The 11,827-nt window shown below is 64.3% G+C and carries 18 protein-coding genes; 6 read left to right on the forward strand and 12 right to left on the reverse strand.

The genetic code is table 11. The annotated features are described in order from the left end of the window. Positions 1-2 precede the first annotated feature (2 nt). From B9Z03_RS17135 to moaA, 11 genes are all read right to left on the reverse strand, one after another. Positions 3-743 (reverse strand): DNA alkylation repair protein, encoded by a 741-nt coding sequence (locus tag B9Z03_RS17135; RefSeq protein ID WP_085465318.1) that lies wholly within the window; start codon positions 741-743, stop codon positions 3-5. Further along, positions 743-1,612 (reverse strand): NAD(P)-dependent oxidoreductase, encoded by an 870-nt coding sequence (locus B9Z03_RS17140; RefSeq protein ID WP_085465319.1) that lies wholly within the window; start codon positions 1,610-1,612, stop codon positions 743-745. Before B9Z03_RS17140 ends, B9Z03_RS17135 begins: the two co-directional genes overlap by 1 nt. 33 nt (positions 1,613-1,645) lie before the next feature. Then, positions 1,646-2,473: an ABC transporter permease gene (locus B9Z03_RS17145; RefSeq protein ID WP_085465320.1), complete on the reverse strand. Its 828-nt coding sequence runs from the start codon at positions 2,471-2,473 to the stop codon at positions 1,646-1,648. Further along, on the reverse strand, positions 2,470-3,183 hold the full coding sequence (locus B9Z03_RS17150; protein WP_085465321.1) for an ABC transporter permease: 714 nt from the start codon (positions 3,181-3,183) through the stop codon (positions 2,470-2,472). Before B9Z03_RS17150 ends, B9Z03_RS17145 begins: the two co-directional genes overlap by 4 nt. Before the next feature lie 87 nt (positions 3,184-3,270). Next, entirely contained in the window at positions 3,271-4,050 is a 780-nt protein-coding gene (locus B9Z03_RS17155; protein WP_085467717.1) for an ABC transporter substrate-binding protein, read from the reverse strand. Between the two features lie 148 nt (positions 4,051-4,198). After that, entirely contained in the window at positions 4,199-4,720 is a 522-nt protein-coding gene (gene mobB / locus B9Z03_RS17160) for a molybdopterin-guanine dinucleotide biosynthesis protein B (protein WP_085465322.1), read from the reverse strand. Then, complete coding sequence (mobA, locus tag B9Z03_RS17165; protein ID WP_085465323.1) at positions 4,717-5,307, reverse strand: molybdenum cofactor guanylyltransferase MobA; 591 nt, start codon at positions 5,305-5,307, stop codon at positions 4,717-4,719. The genes mobB and mobA overlap by 4 nt, the downstream gene beginning before the upstream one ends. Beyond that, positions 5,304-6,515: a multidrug effflux MFS transporter gene (locus tag B9Z03_RS17170; RefSeq protein ID WP_085465324.1), complete on the reverse strand. Its 1,212-nt coding sequence runs from the start codon at positions 6,513-6,515 to the stop codon at positions 5,304-5,306. Before B9Z03_RS17170 ends, mobA begins: the two co-directional genes overlap by 4 nt. Then, positions 6,515-7,432: a DMT family transporter gene (locus B9Z03_RS17175; protein ID WP_085465325.1), complete on the reverse strand. Its 918-nt coding sequence runs from the start codon at positions 7,430-7,432 to the stop codon at positions 6,515-6,517. Before B9Z03_RS17175 ends, B9Z03_RS17170 begins: the two co-directional genes overlap by 1 nt. A 146-nt stretch (positions 7,433-7,578) precedes the next feature. Further along, the gene (locus B9Z03_RS17180; protein WP_085465326.1) at positions 7,579-7,938 is read right to left on the reverse strand and encodes a hypothetical protein; all 360 of its coding nucleotides are present in this window, start codon (positions 7,936-7,938) and stop codon (positions 7,579-7,581) included. Positions 7,939-8,053: 115 nt separating this feature from the next. Further along, the gene (gene moaA / locus B9Z03_RS17185; RefSeq protein WP_085465327.1) at positions 8,054-9,070 is read right to left on the reverse strand and encodes a GTP 3',8-cyclase MoaA; all 1,017 of its coding nucleotides are present in this window, start codon (positions 9,068-9,070) and stop codon (positions 8,054-8,056) included. Between the two features lie 129 nt (positions 9,071-9,199). On the opposite strand from moaA, the gene B9Z03_RS17190 reads away from it, so the two are divergent. The 6 genes from B9Z03_RS17190 (at position 9,200) to B9Z03_RS17210 (ending at position 11,326) form a co-directional block, all read left to right on the forward strand. Further along, entirely contained in the window at positions 9,200-9,478 is a 279-nt protein-coding gene (locus B9Z03_RS17190) for a type II toxin-antitoxin system RelE/ParE family toxin (RefSeq protein ID WP_085465328.1), read from the forward strand. Positions 9,479-9,490: 12 nt separating this feature from the next. Beyond that, the gene (locus B9Z03_RS17195) at positions 9,491-9,772 is read left to right on the forward strand and encodes a HigA family addiction module antitoxin (protein ID WP_085465329.1); all 282 of its coding nucleotides are present in this window, start codon (positions 9,491-9,493) and stop codon (positions 9,770-9,772) included. Then, positions 9,769-9,918 carry a hypothetical protein gene (locus B9Z03_RS30040; RefSeq protein WP_210191376.1) on the forward strand — a complete coding sequence of 50 codons (150 nt, stop codon included), beginning with the start codon at positions 9,769-9,771 and terminating at the stop codon, positions 9,916-9,918. The genes B9Z03_RS17195 and B9Z03_RS30040 overlap by 4 nt, the downstream gene beginning before the upstream one ends. 7 nt (positions 9,919-9,925) lie before the next feature. Then, positions 9,926-10,276 carry a gamma-butyrobetaine hydroxylase family protein gene (locus tag B9Z03_RS17200; RefSeq protein WP_085465330.1) on the forward strand — a complete coding sequence of 117 codons (351 nt, stop codon included), beginning with the start codon at positions 9,926-9,928 and terminating at the stop codon, positions 10,274-10,276. A 76-nt stretch (positions 10,277-10,352) separates the two neighbouring features. Continuing rightward, a complete protein-coding gene (locus B9Z03_RS17205; protein ID WP_085467718.1) occupies positions 10,353-10,964 on the forward strand; it encodes a pyridoxamine 5'-phosphate oxidase family protein in 612 nt (203 codons plus the stop codon). A gap of 41 nt (positions 10,965-11,005) precedes the next feature. Next, positions 11,006-11,326: a YnfA family protein gene (locus B9Z03_RS17210; protein ID WP_085465331.1), complete on the forward strand. Its 321-nt coding sequence runs from the start codon at positions 11,006-11,008 to the stop codon at positions 11,324-11,326. A 20-nt stretch (positions 11,327-11,346) separates the two neighbouring features. Here B9Z03_RS17210 and B9Z03_RS17215 read toward each other — a convergent pair whose 3' ends face one another. Continuing rightward, positions 11,347-11,799, reverse strand: a complete 453-nt coding sequence (locus B9Z03_RS17215; RefSeq protein WP_085465332.1) for a MarR family winged helix-turn-helix transcriptional regulator — start codon at positions 11,797-11,799, stop codon at positions 11,347-11,349. Positions 11,800-11,827 lie beyond the last annotated feature (28 nt).

Below are 11,827 nucleotides of genomic sequence, written 5' to 3' on the forward strand. Positions count from 1 at the left end.
CGTCAATGGCCTGGAAGAGGGCGCTGCCTGGCCTTCCTGCTTTCTTCCCGCCTGGCGATGCCGGCGAGCGTCTTCTCGGCGGTAAGTTCGCGGATGGCGTCTTTGCCGTTCCAGCGCGCCGTCTTATCGGGCGATTCGGCCAGCCGGCGTGCGGTTTCGAGGGCGGCCGCGTTGAGCAGCATGGAGCGCTTGCCGATCGAGCGCAGCGCCCAATTCACCGCCTTCCTGACGAAATTGCGCGGGTCGGTGGCATGGCATTCGATGAGCGGGAGATAAGAGAGGAAGGTCTCGTCCGGCTCCTTCTTCCGGTGCACCACCGACCAGGCCATCATCGCAAAGGCGGTGCGGCGGACGAATTCGCGCTCGTCCGCGGCGAATTCGTCAATCAGCTCCCGCCAGGCGTCGCTGTCGACGAACAGGTCCGAGACCCCGTCGACGATGTCCCAGGAATCGAAATCCGCTGCCCAGGCCCGCGCGTCGGCGGCGGTGAAGCGCTTCGGGTCGGCGGTGATCGAGGCGATGAAGCGCGCCTCGACAATGCCGCTCGCCCAGAGTTCGAAGGCGCGTTCGTGATTCTTGCCGATCAGCTTGCCGATGCGGCGCTGCTCGCCATGCGAAATGCCGAGTGCCCGATCGATCCTGATGCCATAGCGCTTCATGCCCTGCCGGTTCTCTTCCGAGCCGAGGGTCCCGAGATGCGCGATGACCTCCTGCGCGGTCGAGCCTTTCGACAGGTCGGCCATCAGCGCTCCAGGCGCGCGAGCAGCGAAGACGTATCCCAGCGGCGTCCGCCCATCTGCTGCACATCCTTGTAGAACTGGTCTACCAGCGCGGTGACGGGCAGTTTCGCGCCGTTGCGGTCGGCCTCGTCCAGCACGATGCCGAGATCCTTGCGCATCCAGTCGACGGCGAAGCCGAAATCGTATTTGCCGGCATTCATGGTCTTGTGACGATTCTCCATCTGCCACGAGCCCGCGGCCCCCTTGGAGATGACGTCCACCACCTTCTCGATATCGAGCCCGGCCTTGCGGCCGAAATGGATGCCTTCCGCCAGACCCTGGACAAGGCCGGCGATGCAGATCTGGTTGATCATCTTGGTGAGCTGGCCCGCGCCCGCCGGCCCCATCAGGCCAACCATCTTGGCATAGGACGAGATCATCGGCTTCGCCGTCTCGAAGACCGCCGGATCGCCACCCACCATGACGGTGAGCTGACCGTTTTCCGCGCCCGCCTGGCCGCCGGAGACCGGGGCGTCGAGGGCCGCGAAGCCACGCGCCCTGGCCTCGGCGTCGAGCACGCGCGCGATCTCGGCCGAAGCGGTCGTGTTGTCGACGAAGATCGCGCCCTTCTTCATCGTGTCGAACGCGCCGTCTGCGCCGAGCGTCACCTGCCTGAGGTCATCGTCATTGCCGACGCAGGCGAAGACGAAGTCCTTGCCTTCGGCAGCCGCCGCCGGGGTCGGCGCGAAGGCGCCGCCATGTTCGGCCACCCACTTCTGCGCCTTGGCCGTTGTGCGGTTGTAGACGGTGACATCATGGCCGCCGCGGTTTTTCAGATGCGCCGCCATGGGATAGCCCATGACGCCAAGTCCCAGAAACGCGATGCTGGCCATGTCAAATTCTCCTGAAGTCGATGGTGTCGCGCGTCAGCGCCTCAAGTGGCGCGTGATGCGCCTTTCGATCAGCTCGACGACATTGCGCAGCAGCTCGACGATCGCAAGATAGATGATCGCCGCCCAGATGTAGGTCTGGAAATCGAAGCTGCGCGAATAGGCGAGCCGGGTGACGCCCATCAGGTCGTAGACCGTGATGATGGCGACGATGGCTGATCCCTTGATCATCAGGATCAGCTCGTTGCCGTAGGGTCGCAGCGCGACGATGAGCGCTTGCGGCAGGATCACCATCCTCAGCGTCTGCCATTTCGACAGGCCAAGCGATGCGGCACCTTCCCATTGGCCCTTGCCGACGCTCTCGATCGCGCCGCGCAGAATCTCCGCCTGATAGGCCGCGGTGTTGAGCGTGAAGGCGAACACGGCGCAGTACCAGGCCTCGCGGAAGAAGGTCCAGAGCCCGACCATCTCGAGCTGCGGCCGGAATGTGCCGAGGCCGTAATAGATCAGAAAGGTCTGGGCGAGCAGCGGCGTGCCGCGGAAGAAATAGACGTAGGCGTAGGCGATCGCCGACAGGACGCGGTTTTTCGACATCCGCATCGCCGTTACCGGGATCGACAGGAGTACGCCGAGCACTGTGGAGACGCCGACGAGAAGCAGTGTGACGCCGAGGCCGGAGACGTAGTTGGCCGAATAGCGCTCGAACAGCGCCGGATCCCAGGCGGTGACCAGATAGGCGACGAGGGCGAGCCCCAGCAGGATCCAGACCCCGACCAGCATATAGCCGGCGATGCGCTTGCCCGGCCAACCGCGCTCTACGGGCGGCGGCAGATCCAGCGCTTCGGCGTCCGACACGGCGCTCATCGGCGCGCTCCAGACTGGCTGACGGAACGCTCGACCGCGTTGATGCCGAAGGAGGAGATGATGGCCAGCACGAGATAGATGAGGCAGGCGACGCCGAAGAACAGGAACGGCTCGCGGGTGACGCGGGCGGCGACACCGCTCTGCCGCAGGATGTCGGACAGGCCGATCGCGGACACCAGCGCGGTGTCCTTAAGGAGGATGAGCCAGAGATTGGCGAGGCCGGGCAGGGCGATCCGCACCAGTTGCGGCAGGATCACCAGCCGCATGGTCTGGTAGCCGGTCAGACCGATGGCGAAGCCGCCCTCGTACTGGCCGCGCGGGATGGCGCGGAAGGCGGAGAGGAAGACCTCGCTCGCGTAGGAGGAGAAGACTACGCCGAGCGCCACCATGCCGGAAACGAAGCTGTTGACCTCGATCGTCGCCGTCGGGTCGATCATGTGCACGAGGCTCTGCAACAGCGTCTGCACGCCGTAATAGACGAGGAAGAGCGTCAGGAGCTCGGGCAAGCCGCGGAAGATCGTGGTGTAGACGTTGCCGGCGAGCCTGAGCGAGGGTTCGTTCGACTGCTTGGCGAGCGCCACGACGAAGCCGATGGCGAGCCCGACGGGAAGCGTCGCGAGCGCGAGCGAGACGGTGATGAAGACGCCATAGGCGATGTCGTCGAGCCAGCCCTCCGGCCCCCAGCTCAGCAGCGTCCAGACACTCTGCATCAGCGCGTTTGCTTCATCCGTTGGCGGGACAGCAGGATGGGAGGCGACGGCGGAAAGTGCCCGCCGCCGCACCCGGACTCATGCGGCTCAGCCGCCGTAGACGTCGAAGGTGAAGTACTTGTCGTTGATTTCCTTGTACTTCCCGTTCTTGCGGATCGCATCGATCGCGGCGTTGAACTTGTCGGCCAGCGCCGTCTCGCCCTTGCGGACGGCGATACCGGCGCCCTCGCCATGGATCTCCGGCACCGGCGTGATCATGCCGGCGATCTTGCAGCAGGCGCCGTCGGCGGTCTTCAGCCACTCGTCCAGCACGACAACGTCGTCGGTAACGGCGTCGAGGCGGCCGTTGGCGATGTCGAGGAAGAATTCCTGGCTGGTCGGATAGCCCTTCAGCGTCGAGTCCGTATAGGTCTTCTCGGCATAGTTGAAATGGGTCGTGGAGGTCGCCGCGCCGATCGTCTTGCCGGCCAGATCCTCCTTGGATGCGCCCTTCACGTCGCTGTCCTTGGGCACGACGATCGCCGAGGGCGTGTGATAGTATTTGTGCGTGAAGTCGACTTTCTGCTTGCGCTCGTCGGTGATCGACATCGAGGCGATGATCGCGTCGAACTTGCCGGCCTGCAGCGCCGGGATGATGCCGTCCCAGTCCTGCGTGACGAATTCGCACTTGACCTTCATCTCCTCGCAGAGCGCGTTGGCGATGTCGATGTCGAAGCCCTCGAGCTTGCCGTCGGAGGTCAGGTTGTTGAAGGGGGGATAGGCGCCTTCGGTGCCGATCTTCAGGGTCTCCTGCGCGTTGGCCGCTCCCAGGCCAAACGCAAACGCGGCGGCGGTCAGACCGAGCGCCAGACGCTTCGTAATACGCATGTTCATCCTCTTTCTTTGTAGTTGCCGCCCCGCATGCGAGGCGGTGTCGTGCGGGTCGCTTTGCCCGCAAACTGGCCGATATTCCCACTATTATCGCGCGGATTGCAATCGCAAAACCGCCCTGCAGCATGCCGTGTGCGGCATCGGATCAGGCCGCGGGCGGAGGGTGCAGTTCCATGCGGGCGGCGATGAAATCGGCGATGGCCGGGACATCGTCGATGCCGAAGACCGGAAGCGGTTCGCCCGGCTGCGGCACGTCGGCGGCGACGGCGACGATCGCCGGGTCGCCTGGAGACAGCGAAGCGGTGTCCTTCGCGCCCAGCCGGCGCGTCTCTATCTTGAGATGCGCCTCGCGCTTGTAGCCTTCGACCAGGACAAGGTCGCAAGGGGCGAGCCGTGCGAGGATTTGTGCGAGCGGCGGCTCGTCCTCGTCGCGCAGTTCGTGCATCAGCGCCCAGCGCCCGTGCGAGACGATCGCCACCTCATGCGCGCCGGCTGTTCGGTGGCGGAAGGAATCGGTGCCTTCCTTGTCGATGTCGAAGGAATGGTGGGCGTGCTTGACCGTCGAGATGCGGTAGCCGCGCCGGGTGAACTCGGCGACGAGCCGCTCGGTGAGCGTCGTCTTGCCGGAGTTCTTCCAGCCGGTGATGCCGAACACCTTCGCGTTCATTCCGCCGATTCCAGCAAGCTTTCTGCCCTTGCGAGCTCTTCCGGCGTGTTGACGTTGAAGAACGGATCGAACGGGACGGCCGGAAAGTCGACCGCGACATAGCCGGCCGCCTCGGCGAAATCCAGCACTCTGCGCGAGGTTCCTGACTGAAGAACCGCCTCCAGGGCGGCCCGCAAGGACACCGGCCACAGCGCACAGGTGGGATGAAGCCTGCCCTCCGAGCGCGCGATGGCGACGCCTGCGCCGACTTCATTCAGCCTGCTCACGAAATCGGCCGGCAGGAAGGGCGTATCGACCGAGACCGTGGCGACATGGGTGACACCTGCGATGCCTTCGGCCCAGCACAGGCCGGCGTGAAGGCCGGCGAGGGGACCGGGAAAGCCTGCGAAGCGATCGCGGAGCACCGGGCTTGCGCCCGCGACTTCGTCCAGCTCGGCATTCGAATTGATCGCCAGCGCGTTGACCTGCGGCGCAAGGCGCGCGGTCAGCCGGGCGAGCAGCGTCTGTCCGCCGAGCTCGACCAGCGCCTTGTTGCGCCCGCCCATGCGTGACGACAACCCGCCGGCGAGGATGACGCCCGCGATCATGGCCGTGAGGCGCCGCCGGCGCGCGATACCACCATGATGAACGAGCTCGCCGCGATCGCGGCGATCGCCGAGAAGAGCATGATCGCGAGCAGCGGATAGACGCCTGTTTCCGGCGACAGGAACAGGCCCGGCAGGGCGGAGAGCGCCGCGCCGCCGCCGATCTGCATCGCGCCACCGAGGCCTGAGGCCGATCCGGCAAGGCTCGGCTTGACGCTGACAACGCCCGAATTGGCGCTCGGCAGCGTGAAGCCATTGCCCGCGGTCGCAATGGCCGCCGGTACGAAAAGCGCCAGCGGATCCGCGACGCCGGACGTGAACAGCGCGATGGCGATGAGCACCGCGACGCCCGAGATGATGTTTCCGGCGAGCATCATCCTGTTGATCCCGACGCGGGCCGTGTAGCGGCCCGCGATGAAATTGCCGACCATGTATCCGAGGCCGAGGCAAGCGAAATAGAAGCCGTAGGTGGACGGCGACATTCCGAACAGGACCGATGAGACGTAGGGCGCGCCGCCAAGGAAGGTGAAGAACGAGCCCGAGGTGAAGGCGGCGGTCAGCGCATAGCCCCAGAACAGCCGCGAGCGCAGCAGTTCGGGATAGGCGCGGAACTGCGCGCCGAGGCTCGCGGAGGGATTGCGGTTGGTCTCGCCGAGATCGAAAAAGATGATGGCGAAGGACAGGATGCCGAAGGCGAGAGTCAGCCCGAAGGTCGCCTGCCAGCCGTAGAGCTCGTCGAGCACGCCGCCGATGGCAGGCCCTATCATCGGCACCAGCGTCATGCCCATGGTGATGTAGCCGATGCGGCTGGCGGCAAGGTTGGCGCTGACCGTGTCGCGCACGATCGCGCGCGACAGCACCATGCCCGCCGCTGCGAAGGCCTGGAAGACCCTGCACGCCAGGAGGAACTCGATCGTCGGCGCAAAGATCGCCGCGAGCGTCGCCACGATGAAGATCGCGAAGGAGGCGAGCATCACCGGCCGCCGGCCAAATCGGTCGGAGGCGGGGCCTACCAGAAGCTGCAGCACTGCTGTGGAGGCGAGGTGCAGCGAGACGGTGAGCTGGACCAGCCCGTAATCCGCCTCGAAATAGCGCGCCATGGCCGGCAGCGAGGGCAGGAAGACATTGAGCGCCAGCGCGCCAGCCGACGTCGCGACGACGAGAGTTGTGACGTGCGGCGCCGTGCGGCGGTTGAGATAGGCTCGCGACACTAGAGGCCGTCCGGCGCCATGGCGGGGGAAGTGCTCTCCGCGCCCGGACGACGACCTACGACACGCTCGCGGTAGAGCATGTAGATGCCCGAGCCGACGATGATGGTAGAGCCGATGATCATGGCGAGATCAGGGATATCGGCGAAGATCAGATAGCCGAGCAGGATCGCCCAGATGAGGGCCGTGTAGCGGAACGGCGCTACGAAGGAGATGTCGCCGACCCGCAGGGACAGGATGATGAACTGGTAGCCGACGACCAAAAGCACCGCGGCAAGCGCGAGCATCGCAACGGCGCTGTATGGCACCGGTGCCCAGCCGCCCATCGGAACGACGAGAATGCCGCCTGTCAACGTGACCACGACCGCCGTCGCGGTGGAGACGAGGAAGGATGATATCTCCTGCGGGATGCGCTTGGTGGCGATGTCGCGGATGGCGCAGAAGAATACGCAGGCCAGCGCCCACAGCGAATAGACGCTGAACCCTTCGAGGCCGGGCCGGACGATGATCAGCACGCCGCCGAAGCCGGCTGCGATCGAAAGCCAGCGACGCCAGCCGACCGGCTCGCCGAGAACCATCGCAGCACCCATCGTTACGGCAAGCGGCAGAGCCTGAAGGACGGCCGAGACATTGGCGATCGGCAGGTGGCTCAGCGCCAACAGGAAGCAGGAGGTGGCCAGCGCTTCGCCCATGACACGAACGGCGACCATCGGATGGAACGCCTGTCCGATCCGCCGCAGCGCGCCACGATGCCAGGCGATCAGGCCGATCATACTGCAGGCGAAAAGGCCGCGGATCAGCATGATCTGGCCCGGATTGATCGACTCTGAGGAGAGCTTGGTCAATGCGTCGTTCAACGTAAAGCCGACCATCGAAATCGCCATGAACACGGCGCCGCGCAGATTGGGCGAGAGGGGCAATGGACGTTTCCGAATTTCTGGCCAGCGAAGCAGCCTGTTTTCGGATCGGTGTAGCAGTCGGACCGCAAATCGCAACCGATATGCGATGGTCCAGAGCACAGGCCCCGGAACGTTGCCCCGGGGCCGTTGGGCGGGTAGTCCGACCGTCAGTTGGCCGGCGTCAGCTTCTCCGTGCCGGTTCCGCCTTCACCCTGGATGGTCCAAAGTCCTTCCATCGAGCCGTCGGCATTGATCTTGTAGATGACAAGGCCGATTGAATCCTCGAGCACATAGGCGGCGGCGAACGCATTGTCGTTGCGGCTGCAGATGCCGTGCGATTCGGTCGAGCCGGTGACCCAGTGGATCTCGCAGGTCGTATCGCTGGTCAGGGTGATGTCGGCGGTGCCCTCATAGGTGCTGCCGTTATGGTTGGTGCCTTCGACGGTGTACGAGCCGCCGATGTTTTGCGCCTGCGCCACGCTTGCCAGTCCGGCGAGGGCCAGACCGAGTGCGAATGTCCTGAACATGTCGGAAAACTCCCCCGCGGACGACATTGTCCGCGGGCAAGAACAGTACGTAGGTGCGAAATGGCTGTAAATGCCGTTACGGAAATTTCGAACGGGGCCGGGGGCGCATATTGGCTTAGCCGCCGGTGACGCTCATGTGGCGCGAGACTGCCGGACGGCGGGTGGTGCGATCGATGACAAAGTCGTGGCCCTTGGGCTTGCGCCCGATCGCCTCGTCGATCGCGTCGGAAAGGAGTTCGTTGCCTTCCGACGCGCGCAAAGGTGCGCGAAGGTCGGCCGCGTCCTCCTGGCCGAGGCACATGTACAGCGTGCCGGTGCAGGTGATGCGGACGCGGTTGCAGCTCTCGCAGAAATTATGAGTCATCGGCGTGATGAAGCCGAGCTTTCCGCCGGTCTCGGCCACCTGGACGTAGCGCGCCGGTCCGCCGGTCTTAAACGGGATGTCCGTCAGCGTGAACTCGCGTTCGAGATTGGCACGCAGCAGCGACAGCGGCAGATACTGGTCCGTACGGTCGGCGTCGATCTCGCCCATCGGCATGGTCTCGATGACGGTCAGGTCCATGCCGCGGCCATGCGCCCAGCGCATCAGTTCCGGCAGTTCGCGGTCGTTGAAATCCTTAAGCGCCACGGCATTGAGCTTGACATGGATGCCGGCCGCCTGCGCGGCGTCGATGCCTTCCAGCACCCGGTCGAGATTGCCCCAGCGGGTCACGGCGCGGAATTTCGCGGGATCGAGCGTGTCGACCGAGACGTTGATGCGCCTGACGCCGCAATCCGCGAGTTCGGCGGCATGTTTCGCGAGCTGCGAGCCGTTGGTCGTCAGCGTCAGCTCTTCCAGCGCCCCGGAGGCCAGGTGGCGCGACAGCTGGCGCACGAGATACATGATGTTCTTGCGCACCAGCGGCTCGCCGCCGGTGAGCCTGAGCTTCTTAACGCCCTTGTCGATGAAGACCGTGCAGAGCCGGTCGAGTTCCTCGAGGCTCAGTAGGTCCTTCTTGGGCAGGAAGGCCATGTCCTCGGCCATGCAGTAGGTGCAGCGGAAATCGCAGCGATCCGTCACGGAGACGCGCAGATAGGTGATCGAGCGCCCGAACGGGTCGATCATCGGCGAGGTGTGGGGGTGAAGATGCATCGTTCCTGCCAGGTCGCCTCTCGATGCCGCACATTACATCAGCATCCTATGAAAGAATGTCGGCTTTTTAGTGCGCGTGTTCAAGTCCAGACGGTTGTCGTGCTATGCTGTGCGTAGTATCCTATATCAATGATACAGTCGTGGGGGAACTCCGCGACGCGTCGGTTCGCCGAGGATGGGAAGTCGAAATTCTCCGGCCTCGATGCGGATCGCGCAATTGAACTTTTGGCGACATTGGACGCGGCGACTTCTCTTGGCGACCTCAGCCCTCTGGCTTCAGTCGCTTTGCATAAGCTGTCGCGGGATCGCAAAGGACAGTGGGCGATGACCGTAAACGGTCCCTGGCGAATTTGCTTTCGGTTTGACGCCGGACATGCGTTCGACGTCGAAATCGTCGACTATCATTGAGAGGAACAGGACATGGTAGCGGTTCATCCCGGACGGATATTGAAGCGGGAGCTCGAAGCTCGGGCAATGTCGGCCAACCGGTTGGCGATCGCATTGCGGCTGCCGTCCGGCCGTATCACCGACATCCTCAACGGCAAGCGGGGCATCTCGCCGGAAACGGCGCTGAGACTTGGTCGCTATTTCGGCAATGAGCCGCGATTTTGGATGAATCTTCAGAGCACGTATGAATTAGCCGTGGCGGAGCGAGAGATCGGGGAGAAGATCATCGCCGAAATCACGCCCGACGCAGCATGAAACCCTCCGACAAGAAACCGGAAATTGAGCGGGCATCGCTGTTTCTCGACCGCCGGCGTGGAAATGCGACCGGCTGCGGAATGGTTGATATCCTCTCCAGGGTTCGCGATCAGCAGCCGGCACCGGCGATGAACAGGCAGGATTAGAACGCACATGACCGCCCCGACCGAACTGCGTGTGTCGAAGGACCGACGGCTGATGACGGTGAGCTTTCCCGGGCATCAGGCCTTCGAGCTTCCGGCCGAGATGCTGCGGGTGCTGTCGCCGTCGGCCGAGGTGCAGGGCCATTCGCCGGAACAGCGCGTGACTGTGCCGCGAAAGCGCAACGTCGCCATCTCGAAGATCGAGCCGACGGGCAATTATGCCGTTCGAATCACCTTCGACGACGGCCACGACACCGGCATCTTCACCTGGGATTACCTGCATACGCTGGGGCATGAAAAGGCGGAGCGCTGGCAGGCTTATCTGGACGAACTCGCCGCCAAGGGGTTGACGCGCGACTAAGGCGCGGAGCGGTCACACGCCTGTCATGCAGCCGGCGAAGAAAGCAGGCCGGATGCAGGGCGAAGGAGGCAGGAACATGCGCAGGATCGAGACCGTCGCGGAACTGGAGGCTCTCTACGGCTTTCCGGGCGAGACGTCGCTGGTCAAGGAACTCGACCATATCATTCCCGAATACGCCGCCTTCATCGAAGCCTCGCCCTTCGTAGCGCTTGCGAGCGCGGGGCCGGAGGGGCTGGACTGCTCGCCGCGCGGCGACCTGGCAGGCTTCGTCCGCATCCACGATCCGCGGACGTTGCTGATGCCGGACCGGCGCGGCAACAACCGTGCGGATTCGTTGAGGAACATCATCAGAGACGGTCGCGTGGGCCTGCTGTTCCTCGTTCCTGGCTCCGGCACGACGCTCAGGGTCAATGGCGAGGCATATGTCACCGACGATGCGGAACTCTGCGAAAGCTTCACGATGGAGGGCAGGGCAGCCCGCACCGTCACCGTGATCGAGGTTCGCTCGGTCTATTTCCAGTGCGCGCGGGCGATTCATCGCTCGGAGCTGTGGAACCCGGCAAAACATGTCGATCCGAAATCGCTGCCGACGCCGGGGAAAATCCTGGAGGTGACAAGCCGCGCGGCGATCGACGGCGCGGCCTATGACGCCGAGTGGCCCGAGCGCGCGAAGAAATCGATGTGGTGAGGCGGGTTTCGCGCACGCATGCGGTGCGCTAACCAGTCCTCATGAAGACACCGATCATCTACGCGCTTGCCGCCTTTGCCGAGATCGCCGGCTGCTATGCCTTCTGGGCCTGGCTGAGGCTGGACAAGTCTCCGCTGTGGCTGGCGCCGGGCCTCGTATCGCTCGCCGCGTTCGCCTGGCTTTTGACCTTCGTGCCGTCCGAGGCGGCGGGGAGGGCGTTCGCGGCCTATGGCGGCGTCTATATTGCCGCGTCGCTCGCCTGGCTGTGGGCGGTGGAGAGAACGACGCCGGACCGCTACGACCTCGCAGGCGCAGCGCTGTGCATCGCAGGCGCCGCGGTGATCATCGGCGGACCGCGCTGATCATCGGCGGACCGCGCTGATCATTCGTCCTTCAGCATCTCGGAGATCTTGCGCATCTGGTCGCCCATCGCATCGCATTGCGCGGGCGTCGAACTCGCCATGACGCGGTCGATCAGCGCGGTGTAGGCCTTCAGCGCCTTGAGCAGGACATCCTCGCCCTTCTCGGTCAGGTAGAGCCGCAGCACGCGCTTGTCCCTAGCGTCGCCTTCGCGGCGGATGAGACCCTGCTTCTCCATCTGCGGCATCAGCATCGTCACGTTCGACCGTCCAACTAGCAGCTTGCGCGCGATGTCGTGCTGGGAGGTGCCGGGATGACGGTAGAGATTCATCAGCAGGTCGAGCTGGGCGATCTTGAGGTCGAAGGGCTGCAGCGCCTTGGTGAGTGCGCGCACGATCGCCTTCTCGGCCTGCACCACGGCGATCCAGTTGCGGAATCGCGGATTGTCCCAGGGGAGGTCTTGCATTTTGTTCATGCTTGAACGATTATGTTCATGTTTGAAC

Origin of the sequence: Mesorhizobium australicum, from assembly GCF_900177325.1 — a bacterium.
In the GTDB taxonomy this organism is placed as follows: Bacteria; Pseudomonadota; Alphaproteobacteria; order Rhizobiales; family Rhizobiaceae; genus Mesorhizobium_A; species Mesorhizobium_A australicum_A.

What these genes read in the sequence shown, in the direction of transcription:
- B9Z03_RS17135 (WP_085465318.1), bottom strand. Translation starts at nt 743, where the DNA reads ATGGCCGACCTGTCGAAAGGCTCGACCGCGCAGGAGGTCATCGCGCAT.
- B9Z03_RS17140 (WP_085465319.1), bottom strand. Translation starts at nt 1,612, where the DNA reads ATGGCCAGCATCGCGTTTCTGGGACTTGGCGTCATGGGCTATCCCATG.
- B9Z03_RS17145 (WP_085465320.1), bottom strand. Translation starts at nt 2,473, where the DNA reads ATGAGCGCCGTGTCGGACGCCGAAGCGCTGGATCTGCCGCCGCCCGTA.
- B9Z03_RS17150 (WP_085465321.1), bottom strand. Translation starts at nt 3,183, where the DNA reads ATGCAGAGTGTCTGGACGCTGCTGAGCTGGGGGCCGGAGGGCTGGCTC.
- B9Z03_RS17155 (WP_085467717.1), bottom strand. Translation starts at nt 4,050, where the DNA reads ATGCGTATTACGAAGCGTCTGGCGCTCGGTCTGACCGCCGCCGCGTTT.
- mobB (WP_085465322.1), bottom strand. Translation starts at nt 4,720, where the DNA reads ATGAACGCGAAGGTGTTCGGCATCACCGGCTGGAAGAACTCCGGCAAG.
- mobA (WP_085465323.1), bottom strand. Translation starts at nt 5,307, where the DNA reads ATGATCGCGGGCGTCATCCTCGCCGGCGGGTTGTCGTCACGCATGGGC.
- B9Z03_RS17180 (WP_085465326.1), bottom strand. Translation starts at nt 7,938, where the DNA reads ATGTTCAGGACATTCGCACTCGGTCTGGCCCTCGCCGGACTGGCAAGC.
- moaA (WP_085465327.1), bottom strand. Translation starts at nt 9,070, where the DNA reads ATGCATCTTCACCCCCACACCTCGCCGATGATCGACCCGTTCGGGCGC.
- B9Z03_RS17190 (WP_085465328.1), top strand. Translation starts at nt 9,200, where the DNA reads ATGATACAGTCGTGGGGGAACTCCGCGACGCGTCGGTTCGCCGAGGAT.
- B9Z03_RS17195 (WP_085465329.1), top strand. Translation starts at nt 9,491, where the DNA reads ATGGTAGCGGTTCATCCCGGACGGATATTGAAGCGGGAGCTCGAAGCT.
- B9Z03_RS30040 (WP_210191376.1), top strand. Translation starts at nt 9,769, where the DNA reads ATGAAACCCTCCGACAAGAAACCGGAAATTGAGCGGGCATCGCTGTTT.
- B9Z03_RS17200 (WP_085465330.1), top strand. Translation starts at nt 9,926, where the DNA reads ATGACCGCCCCGACCGAACTGCGTGTGTCGAAGGACCGACGGCTGATG.
- B9Z03_RS17205 (WP_085467718.1), top strand. Translation starts at nt 10,353, where the DNA reads ATGCGCAGGATCGAGACCGTCGCGGAACTGGAGGCTCTCTACGGCTTT.
- B9Z03_RS17210 (WP_085465331.1), top strand. Translation starts at nt 11,006, where the DNA reads ATGAAGACACCGATCATCTACGCGCTTGCCGCCTTTGCCGAGATCGCC.
- B9Z03_RS17215 (WP_085465332.1), bottom strand. Translation starts at nt 11,799, where the DNA reads ATGAACAAAATGCAAGACCTCCCCTGGGACAATCCGCGATTCCGCAAC.